The organism is Cryobacterium sp. 10S3 (genome assembly GCF_034344045.1).
GTDB classification, from domain to species: Bacteria; Actinomycetota; Actinomycetes; order Actinomycetales; family Microbacteriaceae; genus Cryobacterium; species Cryobacterium glucosi.
Map to the genome: position 1 here is coordinate 576,578 of NZ_CP133773.1, position 19,548 is coordinate 596,125.

The window sequence follows — 19,548 nt, forward strand, 5'->3', positions numbered from 1 at the left end:
GCCGCACTGCGGTCACTAGGATTGAAAATGGGACTTCGGAGCACATCAGTTGTACTCGGTTTCGAAGCGGGGGCGCTGCGGCGCTGCGATTGTGGGGAGATGGACATGCGCGCTCGTTCACGTTCGGCCGCTTGTGTTGTGGCTTTGACAGGGTTGGTTCTGCTCGCCGGCTGCACGGGCCCAGCCCCAGCCTCGCCCGCCTCCGTTTCGGCGACGGACCTGGCGACCGAGACTCCGACGCCTGCGACCGCGTCGGCCGGGCAGACCCGCCCGGCCGCTGTCTTCGGCGGCGATTGCGCCGCAGTCCTCACTGTGGACGAGGTGGCCGCGGCGGTTGGTACGCACGTGACCAGTTGGGCGGCGGCCAGGGCGAGCTCACTTGCGGAGAATCCCTACTATGCCGTGGTGCCCGCGCGTGGTGGCATCGACTGCCAATGGTCCGTGGAGGAGAGCCCCACGTCGGCCTATCTCAGTGCCGTGGTGGTGGCCGCTGCATCGGTACCGACCGACACGGTGGACCAGATCGCCTGCTATGGAGCCGACGTGGCTGATTCTGCGGAGTCGGGGGCCTGCCGCATCAGCGCTACTGTGGCTGGATATTGGCTCAGCGCTGACGTCTATACGGCAGTCGGAACCGTTAACGAGGACGCCCGTAACGCAGCGACAAAGCTTGTCGCGACGTTCTCGGGTCGCGCATTGGCGGCGGGCACCCCGGAGGTGGCGGCAACGCCCATCGGCGCCTGGGAGCGCGAGGATTGCGCAGCACTATCGACCGCTGCAGACATCACGCACGCTGTCTCCAGCCCCGGACTCGCGGTCAGGTCCAATGACTCAGAGGGTACCGAGGGCTCAGAGGGACGTTTCGCGGCCAAAACGAGCACAGGCGCATTCGCATGCGGCTGGTCGCAGTCGCCGATACCAGAAGGCCAGATTGGATCCTTCAGCGTCATCGCGTTGCCCGGTGGGGCCTGGGCGCAGGAGGACATCGCGCGGACGACCGGCGCCGAGAAGGTGTCAATTCCCGGGGTCGACGGCGTGATCCGGATTCCGAATGAAGCTGGCGGCTATACCTTCGACGTTTTCGACGGAGTCAACTGGCTGCAGCTATCGACGGACATTTCGGCCGAGTCGAATCTCGACCAGTTGATTCCGGCGATCCCAGCGCTCGTCAACGTTCTCAACGCCGCCTGAGCGGCGTCGGGTCGAGCCCCCGACGAACCGGAACGGCGCGTCAGGGAAGACGACGGTGAGGCGGGTTCGGCCTCGGTCAGTCGCGGTTGGGTGGTCCGGTGAGGACCTGGTGTGCGCGGTGCCTGTTCGGTGGCCGCCAGAGTCGTTGCGGGTCGATCAACCCAGGCGCCCGCACCTGCGGTGAGCCCTTCACCATCCGGATCTCCCACCCAGAGGTGTCGATGCTGTGGTGATGGAACCAGCACAGTAGGACACCGTTGTCGACGTTGGTCGGTCCGTCCTGCGCCCAGGGCTTCACGTGGTGTACTTCGGCCCAGTGAGCCGGGGCTTTGCACCCGGGGATGATGCAGCCGCCGTCGCGGGCGGTGATCGCCCGGCGTTGCGCCCGGTTGAAGTACCGTCGTTCCGGACCGAGCTTGAGGACCTGGTTGTTTTCCCCGAAGAGGACCCCTTGGAAGCCGCCGTCACAGATGCGCTGGTGCACCGTCTTCAGCGATACCGGGGCCTCAACCCCGTCGATCCAGCCGACGCCGATCCCGGAGGTGAGGTCGGCCGCGTTCACGTGCACCATCACCGTCGGGGCGGATCCGCCCATGCTGGGCGTGTCCTCGTCGCGGGCGGCGTGTTCGAACAGGGCCCGGAGGATGTCCGCGCGTTTCTCCCCACTCGTGCGGGTGTCCGCGCGCCGCTCCCGCAGCTCGGCCTCGATCACCATGAGCTCCGGGCCCGTACCGACGTCACTGTCGGTGCCCGCGGTCTCGGCGCCGGGGATCATCTGTCCGGAGTCCATGAGGGCCTGCTCCTCCGCGGTGGGGAACGCGGGCCGGGCGTGGAAGCTGAGGAAGGCGTCGAACATCGTGTTCATGATCCCGAACAGTTCCGGCGTGACTCCGCCCTTCACCGGATACAACCCGTTCTTGAGTTGGCCGAAGCCGATGTTCGATTTCGCCTCGAACAGGTCCTCGGTCGGGAGGACCCCGTCGGGGTCCAGGGCTGCCTGCCACTGCGCGACCATGCCCCGGATCAGGTCCGTGGTCACCGGGACACCTGCCCCGGCCAGGTTCTCGGTCTCCGGGGTGATCAGCCCGGCCGCGGACGCGACCAGGGCCCGCTCCGCCGTCAACAGGTCATCCGGGGCCACCCGGTGGCTGATCACCTGCAACCCCGCCACGATCAACTCCGCCGTCTCCACCCCGATCTCCCCCGCCGTCAGGGCGGCCCCGACCGTGGGGAACAAGGGCGGCAGCCAGCTGCTCCCGCCGCACGGCCGCGGTAACACCGCGTCGCCGAGCTTCGTGCGCCGCTTCACGTCTCGGGCCGAGACCCGCGTCACCCGGGTGAGGACATCCCACGGGCCCGTGCAGCCCATCCGCCAGGCCAGACCCTCCCGGCCGAGCACCCGGGCCCGCCGGTCCACATCCGTCGCCGTGCTCACCCGGGCCGCATCCACCGTCCGCCCGATGGCCTCCACGGTGCTCAGCGCCGTGACCGCTTCTGTGTCGCTGAGCAGCCCCAGCGGGATCGCGGCCAGGGCGTCTGCGAGAACCGCCTGGGCTTCGGCGAGCCTTGCGACAGCATCCGCATGCACCGACGGCACCGACCCCGCCAATCCTTCAGCACCCTCGAAACCCTCGGCAACCGCGACCGCAACCGGATGGGCCGACTCGGTGGATGCGCGGCCCACCGTGGTGGGCTGATCGCCCGCGGCCACTGAATCGTGGGCCTGCGGGGTGTGTGACTGGGGATCTGAAGCTCCTGCCATACCCCGATTCTACCCCGAATCGAACACGAATACGAGATCTACTCAGTTTATTTAGGCCATCGAGGTTTGAGTGTCAGACTTAAATATCATTCTGAGCGCAAATTCGAGAGTCTCCTGAGCGGCCTGGAAAGTTTACTTGACGCTTCAAGTAATGCTGCTAGAGTATTGGTTGTCGGTTCAACTAAGCGGGTTGGGCATGACTTGTGAGCCCGACGCGACCGCAGGAGACGAACATGACACTGACCACTGACCTCACCGGATCCCGCGCCGCCACAGGCGACCTCCTCGCGGCGACGACAGGCATGGATGCCGTCACGCTGCGCGTCGGCGACCTCGCGTTGATGTCCTCCTACTACCGCGAGGCGTTGGCGCTCGACCCGATCAGCGCGCAGGGCACCACCGTCGTGCTCGGTCGCGGCACGACCCCGCTCGTTGTGCTCGAGCACACCCCTGGCCTGCCGGTTCCCGCCCGCAGCCAGGCCGGACTCTTCCACACCGCCATCCTGTTCGACACGAGCGCCGGCCTGGCCGCGACCGTGCTCCAGGCCGCCCGTGACCAGCGTTCGAGCTTCGTCGGCAGCGCTGACCACATCGTCAGCAATGCCTTCTACTTCACCGACCCTGAGGGTAACGGGATCGAGCTCTACGTCGACAGGGACCGGTCGGAGTGGGTCTACAAGAACGGCCAGGTCCAGATGGACACGCTTGCGCTCGACCCGAGCGCCTTCCTGCAGAAGAACCTGCCCGCGGACGGGGGAGAATTGGCCGTCGGTCCGGCCAAGGTCGGCCATGTTCACCTCCAGGTCGGTGACCTCGAGATGGCCCGGCGCTTCTACGTCGACGCCCTCGGCTTCGAAACGACCCTCGACTTCCCCGGCGCGCTGTTCGTGAGTGCCGGCGGCTACCACCACCACATGGCGATGAATGTCTGGAACAGCCGCGGCGTCGGTCCGCGTGCCGCGACCCTCGGCCTCGCCGACGTGGCGATCACCGTTCCCGGCCGCGCTGATCTCGATGCTGTGGCCGAACGACTCCGCCACCGCGCGATTCCGCTTCACGACGACGGCACCAGCATCCGCGTCGACGACCCCTGGAAGACCCGCGTCACCCTGACCGTCGGCGAGGCCTCGGCGTGAGCCCCGCCATCGAGATCACGGCCCGCCGCGACGGCGTCGACCCCGCGCTCCCGTCGACCCGCCCACTCCTGCTGCTTCTGCATGGTTACGGTTCGCACGAAGGCGACCTGCCGAGCCTCGCCGCCTACCTGCCCGACGCGTTCGACTGGGTGTCGCTGCGTGCGCCGCTCGGTCTGCCGACCGGCGGGTTCGCCTGGTTCCCGATCACTGTGCCGGGGCGCCCGGGCGCAGAGTCCGTCATCGAGGCAGCGGATGCCGTACTCGCGTGGCTGGACGCCCACGTGCACCCGGGCACGCCCGTCGTTCCCCTCGGCTTCTCGCAGGGCGGCCTCATGGTCACCCAGCTTCTCCGCCAGGCTCCCGGGCGATTCCCCGCCGGGGTCGTCCTCTCGGGATTCACCCTCGATGCCACGCTCCCAGGCGATGAGGTCCTTGCGGCTACACGCACGCCGGTGTTCTTCGGCCACGGAGATGCCGACCGGGTCATCTCCGCGGAGACGACAGCACGGGCGAGCGCCTGGCTGCCCGGCCACAGCACCCTGACCGAGAAGGTCTATGCCGGTCTGCCGCACTCGATCTCCGCAGAAGAACTCGACGACGTGTCGCGGTTCCTGACGGAGGCCCTCGTCTCAGTTGGCTGAACCACCGGCAACGGTGTATGACCACAGCTCGCTGCTCACACCGACCGGGCGCGCAGCGGGCTTCCCGTCCTGCGGGGCCTCGCTGCGGTGCCCGTGCGCGAAGGCGGGCGACGTGGACCACGCCTGGAAGGACTCCTCGTCGGCCCAGCGCGTGATGACCAGCCAGGTGGTGCGATCGTCGGTCGGCTGCAGCAGTTCGAAGCCTTCGAAGCCCGGGGCGTCGTCGACGGCCCCTGCGCGGGCGGCGAACCGGCGAGCCAGCTCATCGCCGTTGTCGGCTGGGACAGTAATCGCGTTGATCTTGATGATCGTCATCGGGCTTCCTTCTGTTGTGAATGCGGTGGTGACCGCGTCGTTCGCCCCATGCTGCCACCGCTGGCTGCATGAACCCTCGGTGGCTCGCCTGACTCCTAGATGATCGCGGCGCGCAGCTCCGCGGCCGAGGCGGCGGGGTCGGCGGCGCCGTAGATGGCGCCCCCGGCGACCGCAACGGTGGCGCCCGCGCGCTGGACTCCCCGAATCGTGGACAGGTTCACGCCACCTGCGACGGAGAAGGGAACCTTCGCGGTCTCGCCGTCGTTGAGGAGGGTCTGGAAGGTGAAGCCAGGCTCCGCCTGCTCGTCGAGACCGGCGTGCATCTCAACGAAGACCGCTCCGAGGCCGGTGACCTCACGGGCCCTGGTGACCTTGTCGGCCACACCGATCAGGTCGACGACGATGCCCTTGCCGTGAGCGGTGGCGGCCTTGACCGCACCGACGATCGTGCTGTCTCCGGCGGTGCCGAGCACGGTCACGTAGTCCGCTCCCGCGGTGAAGGCCAGGTCGGCCTCGAGCTCGCCGGCATCCATCGTCTTCAGATCGGCGAACACGAGCTTGTCGGGGTGCGCGTTCTTGATGGCGGTGACGGCGCGCAACCCTTCGCTCTTGATGAGCGGGGTGCCGAGTTCGATGATGTCGACGTGCGGCGCGACCTGGGCGGCGAGGGTGAGGGCGGCGTCGAGAGTGGTGACGTCCATGGCGACCTGCAGTTTCATTGCTGATTCCTTACTTCGGTTGTGCTGGGTTCTTCCTGGTGCACCGCGGTCGCGGCCCAGGGAGGCATCCGGTGGGTGTTATTCGAGGTTCGCGTGCCGGGGCCAGAGCTCTTCCGCCGTGGCGCCCGACATCTTCCAAAGCGCGTCGAAGAGCGCGTCTCCGACGAGGACCAGCGACTGCTCGAACAGTCCTCCGGAGTACTGGGTAGAGAGAACACCGGCGTGGTCCTGTTTCGTTGCGGCCGGGATCACGACGATCACGTCCGCGAGTTCCCCGAGAGGAGAGGTCCGGTCCGTTGTGATGGCGACGACGCCTGCTCCGACGCCTGCCGCGGTGGAAGCGGCGCGGACGATTCCGGCCGTCGTTCCCGAGCCGCTTGCGACCAGGAGCACGTCCTGGCCAGTGATCGCCGGGCTGGTCGCCTCGCCGACCACGTGCGCATCCAGGCCCAGGTGCATCAGGCGCATTGCCGTCATCTGCAGGGCCAGGCCCGAGCGCCCGGCACCGAGCACGAAGACCCGACGTGCGGTGCGGATCCGCTCCGCGGCCCGGTCGAGATCGCTCGGGGACTCCGTGACGATCCGCTCCACGATGCCGTCGACTTCGCCGGAAATCCGGCGCAATGAGTCGGTGGTACGAGCGAATGAAGTGGAAGGTGTCATCTCTCGATCGTGCGCTGCACCGTTCGCGTCTCAGGCCACCCGAACGAGCGGATGTGACTACTCCTTCGGGTAGGTTGCCGCACTTTGAGTAGGGTTGATCTATGTCAGAAGCGAGTAAGTCCCCTTCGATCGAGTTGCTCATCGAGCTCCGGCAGGTACTCGCGAACCCGCTGCTCGGCATTGCGGGGGCCTTCTCCGCCCTGCTGCAGCAGCGCATCCCGCACGGCGCCCTGGTTATCTTCACCGAGGACTGCACGGGGCGCCCACAGAAGAAAGCCGGCCAGGCGGAGGTCATCGACCACGTCACCATCGCGGAACTCGACATTCTCCGCGATACCGTTGCGGCGCGAGGCGGATCGATATGGAACGAACGGGCGCTGCTGGCCCGGTCGGAGCGAACGATGTCGGCCTGGATCGCTTTGACAGGTGCCCTTCTGGTCCTGACCGATCCCGACCTGACCGGGGCGACCCCGACCGGAGTCCGTGAAACGAAGGACCTCGTCGCCGCACTCTGGGAACTGGTCGCGTCGGGCATCCGCAACCAGGTCGTCGTGGCCGCGCCGGACTATCTGCGCGATTCGCGGATGGCGTCGCGAGACCGGGCCACGCTCATCGCCGAATTGACGGATGCCCACTCCACGACTTTGGAGCTGCTGCTCGCGGTTCTGCGTTCGCGCCAGACCGGAGACGCGGCCGCGCGGCAGACGGCGATCGACCTGGCCGTCGCCGCCATGGTGCAGCTGCGCGCGGTGAGCGACCGCGACCGCATCCTGTCCGAGGAGCCGGTCGCCCGGGCGTTCGAGCGGCTCCGAAATGACCTGAGGCCCCTGGCCCGCTTCGGGGACCTCGACGTGCAGTTCATCGAACCGCCCGTCAATGGCCGCGCGTTGCCGGGCGAGGTCGCCCACGCCGGACGTGCGATCGTGCGCGGTGCCGTCCTCGCCCTGGTCGATCAGCCCGGGGTCGCCCGAGTGCGGGTGCAGTGGGACTGCGACGGCCACAACCTGCTGATCAACATTCGCGATGACGGTCCGGGTGACTTGTCCACTGAGACGCCCAGCGTACGCCAACTCGTCGCCCGGGTGGCGGCACTCGACGGCGACTTCCACGTGGATGCCACGCCGGGGTGGGGCTCGGACATTGTCGTCTCTCTACCCCTCGACCCACCCTCGTCAGCCACTGCGCCGGCGGCCGGATGGGGCCTGACAGTACGTGAGCAGGCCGTGCTCGACCTCGTGGCAACCGGGGCGCGGAACCGTGCGATCGCGGAGGCCCTGTCGATCAGCGAGAACACGGTCAAGTTCCACGTCGCGAACGTGCTGCGCAAGATGGGGGCAGTGAACCGCGCCGAGCTGGCTTCCCTCGTCCGCCAGGCAGAGACGCCATCCGCCCTGGTCTGACCGGGTATTCACGCCCTCAGAATAAAGCGGCATTGACCGGCGATTCGTGTGATGCTTGGCGGACAGTGGTTTCGGAATCGGGGAAGGATTCTTCATGACTGCAGGTGGCTTGATGATTGTGCTGATAGCGGGTGGGGGACTGGTGCTGGCGGTCATCGTTCTTGCCGCGTTCTACCTCCTCTCTGCCCGGCCGCGTGCCAGGGCGGCGGCTCGCGAGCTTAGGGGTTCGAATCCCGAGCTGTCGCAGGCGTTCGCGCAGTTCCAGGCGGATGTCGAAAAAGGCCAGAGAGGCCTGTGAAGGGATCGAGGATGGCCTGCACCCTGACTCCCGCCCGCGGATTCTGGATCGGTCTGGTTCTGACCGTTCTCGGACTTGTCGCAGTCAGGTTGCTGTACACGTCTCTGTTCGGCGCCGTAAACCCGGACTGGCTGTCGAGTGATCTGGTGCGGCTCGTGGGAGTGCTGTTCCCCGGCGTTCTGCTGCCGTTGGGGATGGCCCTGATGGTCGCGTCGGTGGTCGTGCGCGCTTTGGCGGACAAAGCAGCGGTCACCATCAGGGATCCACTGGAAGCCGCGGAAGATGCGCCGACCTGGCCGCTGCGGCTCACGTCTCGCGCCGCACTCATTCTCGGACTCGTGCTCGCGGCGATCGGCTTTGTCGTCCAGCTGAACATCTCGACCTGGACCCAGACGATTCAGGGAGATTCGACCTTCCTGAGAGACTTCGTCGTCTACCTGGGCGGACCGCTGAGCGACCTTCTGCTTCCGCTTGGCGTACTTCTGATCGCCGGAGCCTGGATACTCCGGACGATCGAAGATCGCGAAGGCTCTGACGCGGGGACGCGCGGCGGGGACGAAAACCGCTAGGTCACCGCGCCAGAAGATCTATCCCCAGCAACGTCAGGATCGGTCAAGCGGGGCCGGCGACGCCGATGAGGTTTCCGGCGGGGTCCCGGAGGTGTCCGATGGTGATTTCAGCGCCCTCATTGCGTTGCGGCCCGAGAGCGACGGTTCCACCCAGCTGCTGGGCGGCCTCGAGCGTGTCGCTCACGCTCGCGACGCCGACGTAGAAGATCGAGTGCGGGGCGAATCCCTCGCCCCCGCCGATTCCGCCGGCTGCCGGTGCCCAGCCGGGTTCCGGGGTGATGAACGAGTATTCAGCGGATGCGGAAATCGCGGGTGCCACCGGGGCGCCCGCGGGTGCATCCCAGCCGAACAGCGCCGAATAGAATTCACGCAACCGGGCCGGGTCGGGACCGATGAGTTCGAAGTGCACGACGGGATTGCCCATGCGCTCAGCCTGCACCGGAGGCTCGCCCCGCGCTAGCCTCCGTGCATTCCGTGCATTCCGTGCATTCCGTGCATTCCGTGGCTCATCGGGCCAGCGTGTGCCGCTCGCAACGGTTCGAGGACGGTTACGGCTGCTTCACACTGACTCGAGCCAGGCGGCTACGGCGTTGCGCGCTGCTGCTGGCTGTTCATGAAAGAGCAAGTGACCGGCGCCCTCAATGATGGTGACTGTGGCTGCAGGCATTGCGGCGGCGGTCTCTTCGGCAGCGTCGCGGGCGATCAGACGATCCGCGGCTCCATGGATGATCGCTGTGGGACAGGTTATGGACGGCAGTATCGAGCGGAGGTCAGCGCGCTGAACGACGGCACGCTGCTGGCGAAGGAAAGCGGCCGGGCCGACGGGCGCCGTCATGGCTCGCCACGTCGCCAGCAGCGTTTCGTCAGACTCGTTGTCTGCTGAGACGACACCGGGGAAGGCGGCGTCGACGAGAGCGTCGAAATGTCCGTTCTCGACGAGTGTGGACTGCCGGGACCGCGCGGTGATCTGCTCCGGGGTGTCGGCTCGGGCGGTCGTGCTCACAAGGGCGAGGGCAGTGACCCGGTCGGGTGCCTGCCGGACCACTTCCAAGGCGACGTACCCTCCCATGCTTGTTCCGAGAACAGCGATTTCACCGGCGTTCTCGCGGAGGATTCGTTCCGCCATGGCAGCGATCGTATCGTCGTGACGGGTATCGGCCAGGGTGACCTGACCGCGCGACCAGACCGTATTGATCACCGGTGCGTAAGCGAGGGGAGAGCAGAGCAATGGCGGAACCATGACGATCTTCATGTGTCCAGTGTCTACCGGGCCACCGACAGTCGGGTCGGGCTCCGCGCGAGGTCGTGAATCTGACAGCAGTCTTCTCAGGTCATGTCGCCGGTCTCCGGGGTCGAACCCTTCCAGCCGTAGCGCAGGAGAATCGTGCCCTTCTCCGACGGAGTCCCGGCGCCGAGTAGTTCGAGGGACGCAGGCGGCCCGTCGGGTGGGAAGAGGCGCTTGCCCGCACCCAGCACGATCGGGTACACCCAGAGGTTCAGCTGGTCGAACAAGCCGTCCGCGACGAGAGTGCGGGCGAAGTCGATGCTGCCGATCACGTGGATCTCCTCGTGCCGCTCGCGCAGCACCGCCAGCTCAGCGGCGAGGTCGCGACCGAGCTGGTGTGAGTCGCGCCACGTGAGGTCCGGCGTGCCCCGGGACACGACGTATTTGGGGATCGCGTCGAATTTGTGTGCGATTTCGGACGCGGACCCGTCGAGCTGGTCTGGCCAATACCCGGCGAAAATGTCATACGTCCGCCGCCCCAGAAGCAGGGCGTCCATGGTCTGGATTCCTGCCATTATCTGGGCACCGTCTGCTTCGTCGATCAGGGGCGCCTGCCAGCCTCCGAACCTGAACCCGCCGTCGGTGTCTTCTTCAGGGCCCCCGGGAGCCTGGGAGACTCCGTCGAGCGTGGAGAACAGGTCGATGTGGATGCGACCGGTCACGAGAACTCCTTCCGTCGCGGCGCTGAGCCGCCTCATCGAGCACCATGCAGGCCAATCGCCACCGTGTCAAGAACCCCCAGGGGGCCGGCCGGCTTGGGGATGAGGTTACAGGTAAGCGCGAGGCGGTTCCGTAACGCCTCGTTGCGTAACTCGACGACATCAGTTACGTTACTAATAGGAACGTAAAAGGGAAGGCGGTTCTGGTGTCCGAGTCACCGATGGCGCCGCGCCGGCCCGGCGGTCGGGGCAGCGATGTGGGCCGCCCACGCGATCCGGGCACGGACAGGTCGATTCTGCGAGCCACGATCGAATTGCTCGCTGAGGTCGGCTATGCCCGCCTGACCGTGGCGGAGGTCGCCCGGCGGGCCGGCGTGAGTAAACCCGCCATCTATCGACGGTGGTCGCAGAAGTCGCAGCTCGTCGTCGAGGCGATGGTGACCCAAATGCGTCCGGCACGGAGCAGCGCGACCGGCAGCGCCGCCGGCGACCTGCTCTTCTTGACCGAACAGCTCATCGACATCCTGACCCGGACTCCGCTGGGGCGCGTTCTGCCCGGCCTGGTGGCAGAGATGGCCGCCGACCCCGTGCTCGCCACCAGTTATCGCGAGCTGATCATCGAGCCCAACCAACTCGATTGGCGCTCTGCCGTCGAGCGCGGAATCGCCTCCGGCGAGCTCGCCGCCGATACGGACACCGACTTCGTGCTCAACTCGCTTGCCGGGCCGTTGTATTTCAGCCTTTTGATCACGGGTGCGCCGATCGAACCCGGCTACGCGCGCGCGGCCGTCGATCTGGTGCTCGCCCGCTTTGGGACGGGCCCCGGCGAATGACCGGCAACTCGACCACTCGACGTCTGCGCACTCGTGTAGACCCCCTTCCCGTTTACTGAGTGCGGGCGGTGCTCCCGTGAGGACCCTCGCGCGGTGGTTCGTCGTCCTGATCCTGATCGCACACGGATCGCTCCACCTCCTCGGCGCTGCCCACGGTCTTGCCTGGGCCGAGGTGGCGACGCTGACCGAGCCGATCGCGCCGGCGCTCGGCGTGGTGTGGCTCGCCGCCGCGATCATGCTCGTCGCGACAGGAGTGCTGTTCGCGGCCCGCGCACGGATGTGGTGGGTCGCCGGAATCATCGGCCTGCTGATCTCCCAGACCGTGATACTGACTTCGTGGAGCGACGCCAAGGCGGGAACCCTCGCCAACCTCGTGCTGCTCGCGGCGCTCGGCTACGAGTTCGCGTCGAACGGACCGAGAAGCTACCGTGCCGAGTACCGGCGTCGTGTCGCAACCGCGCTGCGTGAAGCCGAACCCGACACGGGCGCGCTGGTGTCGGAATCCGACCTGGCTCATCTCCCGGCACTGGTCGCCGAGCATATTCGCCGCTCCGGCGCTGTCGGCAAGCCCCGGGTTTCGACCCTGCGTGCCACGATCCACGGCCGGATCCGCGCAAGCGCGACATCACGGTGGATGACCTACACCGGCGAGCAGGTGAACACGTACGGCCCAACGCCCAGTCGATTGTTCTGGATGGACGCCACGATGTTCGGCCTGCCGGTCGACGTACTGCACGTGTTCGTCGGCCGGTCCGCCACGATGCGCGTCAAGCTGTGCTCCCTGCTGCGGATGATGAACGCCGCTGGGCCTGAGATGGACCGGGCGGAGACCGTGACCCTGTTCAACGACCTGTGCATTCTGGCCCCGGCGGCACTCATCGACGCGCCGATTGCCTGGCAGCAGATCGACGACACTCATGCCAGGGGCGTATTCACGAACGGTGCGCAGACCGTGAGCGCCGACCTGACCTTTCGCGACGGCGATCTCGTCGACTTCCGCTCGGACGACCGGATGAGCACCTCGCACGATGGCTCGACCTTCACGCCGCAACCGTGGTCGACGCCGGTACGGGACTATCGTGCGTTCGGCTCCCGCCGACTCGCCGCCCATGGTGAAGGCCGCTGGCATCCAACCGCCCCGCCGGGCGAGTTCGTCTACCTCGAATACAACCTCGACGCCATCACCTACAACGCCGGTACTGCAGCGACGCGCGTGTGATCACTCCCGGGAACGCGACCGCCCCGGCCCTTGCCGTCCGGTCCTGCTCGGGTGTCAAATCGACTACAACGGTGCGGGAAAGTCGAGACAACGACGTCAGGAGCTGCTCATGTCCGGAAAAGGCACACACGGCACGTCCAACGGGACGACGGCACCACCGGATCGTCCGGAGAAGATCCGAAACGTTGCCCTGGTCGGCCGCTCGGGGGCTGGTAAGACGATGCTCTCCGAAGCGCTCCTTGTGGCCACCGGCACCATCAACCGGATGGGGTCGATCCTCGACGGCACGACGGTGAGCGATTCCGATCCGTCCGAGATCCACCAGCAACGTTCCGTGACGCTCTCGGTGCTTCCGCTGGTTGTCGACCAGGTGAAGGTGAATCTGCTCGATACCCCGGGCTACGCCGATTTTGTCGGCGAACTGCGAGCCGGCCTCCGGGCGGCGGATGCTGCGCTGTTCGTCGTCTCCGCCGTTGACGGTGTCGACGCGGCCACATCCGCACTCTGGGCGGAATGCGAGAGCATCGGAATGCCGCGCGGCGTCGTGATCAGCCGGATCGATCATCCGCGGGCCCGCTACGAGACGGTTCTGACCGAACTCCAGCGCGCCTTCGGCTCCTCGGTGGTGCCGGTCTACGTGCCGATCCGCACAGCCGGGGAGATCACCGGGTTGCTGGGGCTGCTCTCCGGAACGGTATCGGACTACTCGGCGGGCACCCCGCGTCCCGCCCGTCGGCAGGCGAACGACGTCGAACGCGCCGACTCCGAGTCGGCGCGAGCCGTCCTGATCGAGGGCATCATCGCCGAGAGCGAGGATGAGACGCTGATGGATCGCTATCTCGGCGGCGAAGAGATCCCCCTCGACACCCTGATCGCGGACGTGGAAATCGCCGTCGCCCGCGGGTCCTTCTTTCCCGTGCTGGCGGCATCCGCTGAAACCGGGGTAGGGGTGGCGGAGGTGCTCGACCTGTTGACCGGGGCCTTCCCGTCGCCGGTGGAACGCGGCGTGCCGGCGGTGGCGGAGCTGGACGGTCGGCCGATCGAGACTCTGGCGTGCGATCCAGCTGGGCCGCTACTCGGCGAAGTGGTGCGCACCACCATCGATTCCTTCCTTGGGCGGGTCTGCCTGGTGCGGGTCTTCTCCGGCACGATCCGGGAGGACTCGACCGTGCACATCGGTGGATCCGGGCTGGTCGATCGGGGCCGAACGGACCACGACAGTGATGAGCGAGTGACGCACCTGCAGTTCCCGATGGGGTCTTCCCTCAGCCCGGCACCGTACTGCGTTGCGGGTGACATCTGCGCGCTCACCAGGATGTCGAGCGCCGAGACCGGCGACACCGTGTCCGCTCCGGAGAGGCCGATGCTGGTCACTCCCTGGGAGATGCCGGAGCCGCTGATGCCCGTCGCCGTGCAGGCGGCGACGCACGGCGACGAAGATGCGCTTGCGAGGAGCCTGGCGAAGGTCGCCGCCGTCGACCCGACACTGCGCGTGGAACGGAACGCCGAAACCCACCAACTGATCCTGTGGTGCATGGGGGAGGCGCACGCCGAGGTCGTGCTCGACAGGCTGCGCGGCCAGGGTGTGAAGGTGCAGACCGTCGGTGTCATGACGCCGCTGCGGGAGACGTTCGCCCGGCCCATTGCCGCGCGGGGACGGTATGTCAAGCAGTCCGGTGGGCACGGGCAGTACGCCATTTGCGACATCGAGGTCGAACCGCTCGAACGCGGTGCGGGCTTCGAGTTCGTCGACAAGGTCGTCGGCGGGGTGGTCCCGAACCAGTACATCGGGTCGATCGAAAGAGGCGTCCGGGCACAAATGCAGAAGGGCGTTTCCGCCGGGTTCCCGGTCGTCGACATCCGGGTGAGATTGGTCGGCGGCAAGGCGCACAGCGTCGACTCCTCGGATGCCGCATTTCAGGCCGCCGGGGCGCTGGCGTTGCGCGAGGCCGCAGCCGCGAGCCGGATCCAGCTGCTGGAACCGGTCTCCGCGGTGACGATCAACGTGCCGGACAGCTATGTGGGCACGGTGATGACCGACCTGTCCACCCGCCGGGGTCACCTGACCGGGGTCACGTCGGTCGGAGAGGAACGGAGTGAGGTCACCGTCGAGATTCCGGATGCGGAGTTACTGCGGTACGCGATGGATCTCCGGGCCCTGACCGCGGGAAGTGGACGATTCCGTCGCGCCTACCTGCGGCACGAACCGGCGCCGTTGAATGTGGCGGCTGATTCCGTGACCCTGTGAGTCGGTCAGGTCTTCTTCAGTTCTTTTTCAGTTCCTCAGCGAGCATCACGATGATGCCGCTGGGGCCGCGGACATAGGTGAGCTTGTAGACGTCCTCATAGGTCGCGACGCCGCGAAGCGGAAAGCATCCGTGCGTCGCGGCTATCGCAAGGGCTTTGTCGAGGCTGTCGACGGAAAAGGCGATGCGATGCATGCCGATCACGTTGGGACGAGTGGGCTCCGTCTCGATCGCTTCGGGATGGATGTACTCGAAGAGCTCGAGACGCCCGTGACCGTCTGGCGTCTGCAGCATCGCGATTCTGGCGTGGTTGCCATCGAGGCCGACGGCGGTGTCGGTCCACTCGCCACTGACTTCGTCACGGCCCATGACCGTGAGACCGAGGTCGGTGAAGAAGGCGATCGTTGCTTCGAGGTCGCGAACGGCGATGCCGACATTCTCAAGCTTGATGGACATGCGTTTCATGCTACTGAACCGGATCGATCCCGGACCCTGCGGTCTCGTCGGCCACCCTGAACGCCCGTCGTATTCCGCCTCGCGCGAGCATGAGAACGATGATCAGCACAGTGACTTGAAAGAAACCGCCGAGACGGACGGCATCTCCGAATGCCAGGGCGACCAGTTCGAGCACCAGGAACTTGCTCCCCGGCAGCAGCAGCACCAGAGTGATTACGTTGACGATTCGAACCCAACGAGTTTCCGCCGAGCGGATCCGCGCGACGATATTCTTCTTGACCAAGAGCACGAGTTCAAGGACGACCTTGAGCAGGATCGCCGTCAGCAGTGCCAACAGGAAGCTTTCGGAGATGACGTCGGGAAACAGCTCGATGAACATTCCCAGCACCACGAGATAGACCAGCACGTCGACGAGGTCTATTGGGCGGATCCGCATGCCGCGAGTATAGCGACAGCGCCCGGACCGCCTTCGGACCCGACCTATTCGTTCATCATTCGCTGAGTTCGCCGATAAGGCGGAGTTCGTCTTCTCGGCTGAGTCCCGCTCGTCGCTCTCGGCCCAGGCCGCGAATTCGTTCGTCTGCGAGTACATCGTGCACGGTCTCGTGGATGCTTCGTTCCATCGCCCCGGATTCGAGGAACCGTTGGCGGCTGCGTTGGAAGAACGCATCCGCGCTGCGGGGAAGCCAAAGGGGCAGGGAGCGGGGCCCAGCCCAATAGTTGACTCCGTGTGCGACCAGCCAGTCGTCTTCCGCCGGGATGAGTTCGCCATCGTGGCCTGCGACCTGCTGTGCGGCAGCAAGAACGTCTGCGAGCTCCCGTTGGACGCCGACAGCGTTGTAGGTGCCCGTGAGACCGAGGTGACCGGCAGCGATGATCCACGCAGCGAGGTCCCTGACGTCGATGAACTGCGCGGCACGGCCATGAGCATCGGGTACGAGAACAGGCTCATGCGAGGCCAGGGCCAGGCGAGCCACCCAGTAGCTGAACCTGTCACTGGTGTCGCCCGGCCCCACGATGAGACCGGGTCTGGCGATGAGGAGACGGTCGCCGACGGCCCGGGATGTGACCCGTTCGGCGGCGACCTTGGCGTGGGCGTACTCAGCCGGGTCGGTTGGTTCGGCGAGATCGGCGTCTTCATCGGCATCCGCTTCACTGTTGCTTGCATACACGGAGACGGAAGATACCAGCGTCCAATGCGGGGTGGTGCCGGCCAGAGCCTCCAACGCCCCGGTTACGAGGCCGGCTTCGCAGCTGAGCTCGATGACGTCATCCCAGGTGCGATTCCTGACTGCATCGTAAGCGTCCGACGCTCGCCGGTCCGTGCGCACGAGGGTCGCGCCCGTGGCTACCGATCCCGACTCGCCGCGCGCCAGGCAGGTGACGTCCTCGCCCGCCTCAACCAGCTGCTGGGCGATCTCGCGGCCGAGCCAGGCCGTCCCGCCAAGGATGAGTGTGTGCGTCACGCTCAACAGCTAAGTGCATCAGACATGCGAAGACCGGGCGGTTCGCCACGAGCGCACAGCTCGGAGGAACCGAAGGCGACCGTGGTTCGGGCCTTCGATAACAACGGAGCATGGGTGGGTTTCCTCCGGGGGCACGCGGAACGCGACAACGGGGGATAGTCGTCAGGTCAGGGCGCTCACTAGAGTGGCCTCATCGTGTCGCTCGCGCAGAGTGCGAGCGCGGGGACTGTGCGATTGTACCGCGGCGGCGTCACGAAGATTTCAACTTTTCTTGGGGGACGAAGTGGCAGAACATGAACCGTGGTTTGGTCCGAAGAAACTGGGTGGCGGCTGGGGTCCGCGCACGTGGCAGGGATGGCTGATTCTTGCCGTTTTCACCGTTGCGGTGGTTGTGGTCACGATCATTGCGACGACGCACACCTAATGCGAATTCAGTTCGCGGAGCATCCGGCTAGGAAGGACAGGTCACAGACGTAACCCGTAGACGGAGCGGACGTCTATAGCTCCGCCACGGTCATCCTCTTCGAATTCAAGGCCGATCTTTTCCGCGACGCCTCTTGAGGCCCGGTTATCGGGGTGGATGATCGCGACCAGGTGAGCTGCCCCCAAGACGTTTCGGGCGAAGTGTTGACGCCGACCCAAAACAGGGCCAATAGTGCCGTTTGAAAACAGGACCACTATGTGTGTTTCTACTATGCCGTATCGGCGGCGGGCTGGTGGCTTTTGAGCCGGTAGCTGTTGCCTTTGAGGCTGAGGACGTCGGCGTGGTGGACGATGCGGTCGATCATCGCGGACGCGACGGTGGGGTCGCCGAAGACCTCGCCCCAGCGCCCGAATGACAGGTTGCTCGTCAAGATCAAGGACGCGTGTTCGTAACGGCTCGCGACGAGCTGGAAGAACAGGTTCGCCGCGTCCTGGTCGAACGGAATGTAGCCGACCTCGTCGCAGATCAGCACGCTGTAACGGCGGAGGCGGATCAGTTCCGCGGCGAGCTTGCCGCGGGAATGGGCCTCTTGGAGGCGGGCGACCCAGCCGGTCGCGGTGTCGAAGAGGACGCGGTGGCCGTGTTTGGCGGCTTGGACGCCCAGCGCGACGGCGAGGTGGGTTTTGCCCGTGCCGGGCGGCCCGAGGAGCACGATGTTCTTCGCCTCGGTGGCGAACACGCTCGTGCCGAGGTGGGCGATCAGGTTCCTGTCCGCGGAGGGCTGGTGATCGAAGTTGAAGTCCTCGAGGGTCTTGTGGCCGGGGAACCGGGCCGCTTTGATCCGCAGGGCCGCACCGGACGCTTCCCGCTCGGAGACCTCACGGGAGAGCACCGCGGCAAGGTATTCCTCGTGGGACCAGCCCGCGTCGCGGGCCTGGTCGCCCAGGCGCCGGAACGCGTCACCGATCCTCGGGGCGCGCAGCGCGCGGGCGTAGTACTCGATCTGAGACGCCGCCCCGCTCACGCGAGCCTCCCCAACTCGAGCAGGCCGGGCCCGATATCGACACCGAACACGTCGTCATAGTCCGACAGGCTCGCCGATTCGACGAACGCGACGTGGGCTTGGGGCCGTTGATGGCGGTGCAGGGTCTGGAACTGGCGCCGGAGCACGGCGGCCTGGGCGACATGGTCAGGGTCGGTGATGGTCAGCTGACGGGCCCAGGCCCGGTCGTGAGAGGTCACGGTGACACCGTTGTGGGCGACGTGGACTTGGTCAAGGTCAGCGCTCACGTCCACGAGCCTGCCGATCAGGGCCGGCGCGACGGAGTAGTCGTTGGAGTGCACCCGGACGTAGTAGTCCCGGGGCAGACGCACCGTGTTCCGGAACAACACGTCTGGCGCCACCGGCGACAACGGCCGCATCGCGGCCCGGTCCTGGTCGATCAAGTCGACCGGGCGGGCGCGCCGGGACCGAGAGTGACGCGCGTTAGCCACGGGCAGCCAGGACGCGAGCTGCTCGTTGAAGTCCTGCGGCGACAGGAACACTCGGCCCGGCATGAACGACGAGCGGAAGAACCGGTTCCGCCGCTCGACCATGCCCTTGGACTCCGGGTCCCGGGCCTTGAGGAGCTTGACCTCGGTGCCGAGAGTGCCCGCGAACGCGGCCGCAGGCTCGGTGAGCTTGCCACGGCCGATGCCGGACTCGTTGTCCCAGAGCAGCCGTCGCGGGACCGCGCGGGCAGCCTGGAGCAGGGACCACATCCCGCCGAGCAGATCCGGTGTCTTCCGAGACGGCAGCATCAGGGCTTGGAAGAACCCCGAGAACGTGGACGTCATCACCAGCACCGGCGGCGTGCCCTGCTGCCCGTGGCCGAGCGGGAGGTCCTCGTGGGGGAACCACAAGTCGCACTGGACCTGCTGTCCGGGCTCGTGCACGAGACGGTCCGCGGGGTCCGGCGGCACGTACTCCGGCCGGATCCCAGCGACTTTGTCCCGGAACACCGACGCAGACCCGAGCCAACCGACCCGTTCCGCGAGCGTTGACGCGGCCATCGTCGGCGTCACGGCCAACAACACCCGAACCTGCGGGGCGAACGCGTCAAAACTCGACCCGACCGCGGGCCGCTGGTACTTCGGCAGCCGGTCCGTTTCCAACGCCCGATCCACCGTTCCCCGAGACACCCCGACGAGCCGGCCGATCTCCCGCTTCGAGTGCTGGCCCGTGGAAAACAGTTGGCGAATCTTCGCCCAATCATCCATATTGATC

General features: G+C 66.6%; 21 protein-coding genes. 9 read left to right on the top strand and 12 right to left on the bottom strand.

The annotated features are described in order from the left end of the window. Positions 1-312 precede the first annotated feature (312 nt). Entirely contained in the window at positions 313-1,191 is an 879-nt protein-coding gene (locus tag RHM57_RS02630; protein ID WP_322189569.1) for a hypothetical protein, read from the top strand. 76 nt (positions 1,192-1,267) lie between these two features. Here the strand turns inward: RHM57_RS02630 and RHM57_RS02635 are convergent, their stop codons facing one another. Continuing rightward, a complete protein-coding gene (locus tag RHM57_RS02635; RefSeq protein WP_322136314.1) occupies positions 1,268-2,953 on the bottom strand; it encodes an HNH endonuclease signature motif containing protein in 1,686 nt (561 codons plus the stop codon). A 233-nt stretch (positions 2,954-3,186) separates the two neighbouring features. On the opposite strand from RHM57_RS02635, the gene RHM57_RS02640 reads away from it, so the two are divergent. Together RHM57_RS02640 and RHM57_RS02645 are read left to right on the top strand one after the other, a co-directional pair. Next, the gene (locus tag RHM57_RS02640) at positions 3,187-4,089 is read left to right on the top strand and encodes a VOC family protein (RefSeq protein ID WP_322140682.1); all 903 of its coding nucleotides are present in this window, start codon (positions 3,187-3,189) and stop codon (positions 4,087-4,089) included. After that, positions 4,086-4,730, top strand: a complete 645-nt coding sequence (locus tag RHM57_RS02645) for a phospholipase (RefSeq protein ID WP_322189570.1) — start codon at positions 4,086-4,088, stop codon at positions 4,728-4,730. Before RHM57_RS02640 ends, RHM57_RS02645 begins: the two co-directional genes overlap by 4 nt. Here the strand turns inward: RHM57_RS02645 and RHM57_RS02650 are convergent. The 3 genes from RHM57_RS02650 to hxlB form a co-directional block, all read right to left on the bottom strand. After that, positions 4,719-5,045, bottom strand: coding sequence for an antibiotic biosynthesis monooxygenase family protein (locus RHM57_RS02650; RefSeq protein ID WP_134447179.1), 327 nt, complete (start codon positions 5,043-5,045; stop codon positions 4,719-4,721). The genes RHM57_RS02645 and RHM57_RS02650 overlap by 12 nt on opposite strands. 95 nt (positions 5,046-5,140) lie before the next feature. After that, a complete protein-coding gene (hxlA, locus tag RHM57_RS02655) occupies positions 5,141-5,764 on the bottom strand; it encodes a 3-hexulose-6-phosphate synthase (RefSeq protein ID WP_134558723.1) in 624 nt (207 codons plus the stop codon). 78 nt (positions 5,765-5,842) lie between these two features. Beyond that, positions 5,843-6,427 carry a 6-phospho-3-hexuloisomerase gene (gene hxlB / locus RHM57_RS02660; protein WP_322140683.1) on the bottom strand — a complete coding sequence of 195 codons (585 nt, stop codon included), beginning with the start codon at positions 6,425-6,427 and terminating at the stop codon, positions 5,843-5,845. Between the two features lie 101 nt (positions 6,428-6,528). Between hxlB and RHM57_RS02665 the strand changes: the two genes are divergently transcribed. The 3 genes from RHM57_RS02665 (at position 6,529) to RHM57_RS02675 (ending at position 8,694) form a co-directional block, all read left to right on the top strand. Next, complete coding sequence (locus RHM57_RS02665) at positions 6,529-7,827, top strand: LuxR C-terminal-related transcriptional regulator (protein ID WP_322189571.1); 1,299 nt, start codon at positions 6,529-6,531, stop codon at positions 7,825-7,827. A 94-nt stretch (positions 7,828-7,921) separates the two neighbouring features. Then, complete coding sequence (locus RHM57_RS02670; protein WP_134561807.1) at positions 7,922-8,125, top strand: hypothetical protein; 204 nt, start codon at positions 7,922-7,924, stop codon at positions 8,123-8,125. An 11-nt stretch (positions 8,126-8,136) separates the two neighbouring features. Then, positions 8,137-8,694, top strand: coding sequence for a hypothetical protein (locus RHM57_RS02675; RefSeq protein WP_322189572.1), 558 nt, complete (start codon positions 8,137-8,139; stop codon positions 8,692-8,694). A 43-nt stretch (positions 8,695-8,737) separates the two neighbouring features. Here the strand turns inward: RHM57_RS02675 and RHM57_RS02680 are convergent, their stop codons facing one another. The 3 genes from RHM57_RS02680 to RHM57_RS02690 all read right to left on the bottom strand — a co-directional run bounded on the left by RHM57_RS02680 (position 8,738) and on the right by RHM57_RS02690 (position 10,641). After that, positions 8,738-9,118: a VOC family protein gene (locus tag RHM57_RS02680; protein ID WP_322136307.1), complete on the bottom strand. Its 381-nt coding sequence runs from the start codon at positions 9,116-9,118 to the stop codon at positions 8,738-8,740. Positions 9,119-9,253: 135 nt separating this feature from the next. Then, the gene (locus RHM57_RS02685) at positions 9,254-9,946 is read right to left on the bottom strand and encodes an alpha/beta fold hydrolase (RefSeq protein WP_134447165.1); all 693 of its coding nucleotides are present in this window, start codon (positions 9,944-9,946) and stop codon (positions 9,254-9,256) included. A 74-nt stretch (positions 9,947-10,020) separates the two neighbouring features. Continuing rightward, positions 10,021-10,641 carry a dihydrofolate reductase family protein gene (locus tag RHM57_RS02690; RefSeq protein WP_322136306.1) on the bottom strand — a complete coding sequence of 207 codons (621 nt, stop codon included), beginning with the start codon at positions 10,639-10,641 and terminating at the stop codon, positions 10,021-10,023. A gap of 203 nt (positions 10,642-10,844) precedes the next feature. On the opposite strand from RHM57_RS02690, the gene RHM57_RS02695 reads away from it, so the two are divergent. From RHM57_RS02695 to RHM57_RS02705, 3 genes are all read left to right on the top strand, one after another. After that, positions 10,845-11,471 (top strand): TetR/AcrR family transcriptional regulator, encoded by a 627-nt coding sequence (locus tag RHM57_RS02695; protein WP_322136305.1) that lies wholly within the window; start codon positions 10,845-10,847, stop codon positions 11,469-11,471. 76 nt (positions 11,472-11,547) lie between these two features. After that, positions 11,548-12,690 (top strand): DUF6544 family protein, encoded by a 1,143-nt coding sequence (locus RHM57_RS02700; RefSeq protein ID WP_322136304.1) that lies wholly within the window; start codon positions 11,548-11,550, stop codon positions 12,688-12,690. A 109-nt stretch (positions 12,691-12,799) separates the two neighbouring features. Further along, complete coding sequence (locus tag RHM57_RS02705; protein ID WP_322189573.1) at positions 12,800-14,938, top strand: elongation factor G-like protein EF-G2; 2,139 nt, start codon at positions 12,800-12,802, stop codon at positions 14,936-14,938. A gap of 16 nt (positions 14,939-14,954) precedes the next feature. On the opposite strand, the gene RHM57_RS02710 is transcribed toward RHM57_RS02705, so the two are convergent. The 5 genes from RHM57_RS02710 to RHM57_RS02730 form a co-directional block, all read right to left on the bottom strand. Then, positions 14,955-15,392 carry a VOC family protein gene (locus tag RHM57_RS02710; protein ID WP_322136302.1) on the bottom strand — a complete coding sequence of 146 codons (438 nt, stop codon included), beginning with the start codon at positions 15,390-15,392 and terminating at the stop codon, positions 14,955-14,957. A gap of 10 nt (positions 15,393-15,402) precedes the next feature. Next, positions 15,403-15,828, bottom strand: a complete 426-nt coding sequence (locus RHM57_RS02715; protein ID WP_134447153.1) for a hypothetical protein — start codon at positions 15,826-15,828, stop codon at positions 15,403-15,405. A 55-nt stretch (positions 15,829-15,883) separates the two neighbouring features. Beyond that, positions 15,884-16,858 (bottom strand): NAD-dependent epimerase/dehydratase family protein, encoded by a 975-nt coding sequence (locus RHM57_RS02720; protein WP_322136301.1) that lies wholly within the window; start codon positions 16,856-16,858, stop codon positions 15,884-15,886. A 692-nt stretch (positions 16,859-17,550) separates the two neighbouring features. Next, positions 17,551-18,306 carry an IS21-like element helper ATPase IstB gene (gene istB / locus RHM57_RS02725; RefSeq protein ID WP_322136270.1) on the bottom strand — a complete coding sequence of 252 codons (756 nt, stop codon included), beginning with the start codon at positions 18,304-18,306 and terminating at the stop codon, positions 17,551-17,553. Continuing rightward, the gene (locus RHM57_RS02730; RefSeq protein WP_322136269.1) at positions 18,303-19,541 is read right to left on the bottom strand and encodes a Mu transposase domain-containing protein; all 1,239 of its coding nucleotides are present in this window, start codon (positions 19,539-19,541) and stop codon (positions 18,303-18,305) included. The genes istB and RHM57_RS02730 overlap by 4 nt, the downstream gene beginning before the upstream one ends. Between the last annotated feature and the right edge of the window lie 7 nt (positions 19,542-19,548).

Excerpts from the sequence above, each read along its gene's own strand:
- RHM57_RS02635 (WP_322136314.1), bottom strand. The coding sequence starts at position 2,953 with ATGGCAGGAGCTTCAGATCCCCAGTCACACACCCCGCAGGCCCACGAT.
- RHM57_RS02640 (WP_322140682.1), top strand. The coding sequence starts at position 3,187 with ATGACACTGACCACTGACCTCACCGGATCCCGCGCCGCCACAGGCGAC.
- RHM57_RS02650 (WP_134447179.1), bottom strand. The coding sequence starts at position 5,045 with ATGACGATCATCAAGATCAACGCGATTACTGTCCCAGCCGACAACGGC.
- hxlA (WP_134558723.1), bottom strand. The coding sequence starts at position 5,764 with ATGAAACTGCAGGTCGCCATGGACGTCACCACTCTCGACGCCGCCCTC.
- hxlB (WP_322140683.1), bottom strand. The coding sequence starts at position 6,427 with ATGACACCTTCCACTTCATTCGCTCGTACCACCGACTCATTGCGCCGG.
- RHM57_RS02665 (WP_322189571.1), top strand. The coding sequence starts at position 6,529 with ATGTCAGAAGCGAGTAAGTCCCCTTCGATCGAGTTGCTCATCGAGCTC.
- RHM57_RS02670 (WP_134561807.1), top strand. The coding sequence starts at position 7,922 with ATGACTGCAGGTGGCTTGATGATTGTGCTGATAGCGGGTGGGGGACTG.
- RHM57_RS02675 (WP_322189572.1), top strand. The coding sequence starts at position 8,137 with ATGGCCTGCACCCTGACTCCCGCCCGCGGATTCTGGATCGGTCTGGTT.
- RHM57_RS02680 (WP_322136307.1), bottom strand. The coding sequence starts at position 9,118 with ATGGGCAATCCCGTCGTGCACTTCGAACTCATCGGTCCCGACCCGGCC.
- RHM57_RS02685 (WP_134447165.1), bottom strand. The coding sequence starts at position 9,946 with ATGAAGATCGTCATGGTTCCGCCATTGCTCTGCTCTCCCCTCGCTTAC.
- RHM57_RS02705 (WP_322189573.1), top strand. The coding sequence starts at position 12,800 with ATGTCCGGAAAAGGCACACACGGCACGTCCAACGGGACGACGGCACCA.
- RHM57_RS02710 (WP_322136302.1), bottom strand. The coding sequence starts at position 15,392 with ATGTCCATCAAGCTTGAGAATGTCGGCATCGCCGTTCGCGACCTCGAA.
- RHM57_RS02715 (WP_134447153.1), bottom strand. The coding sequence starts at position 15,828 with ATGCGGATCCGCCCAATAGACCTCGTCGACGTGCTGGTCTATCTCGTG.
- RHM57_RS02730 (WP_322136269.1), bottom strand. The coding sequence starts at position 19,541 with ATGGATGATTGGGCGAAGATTCGCCAACTGTTTTCCACGGGCCAGCAC.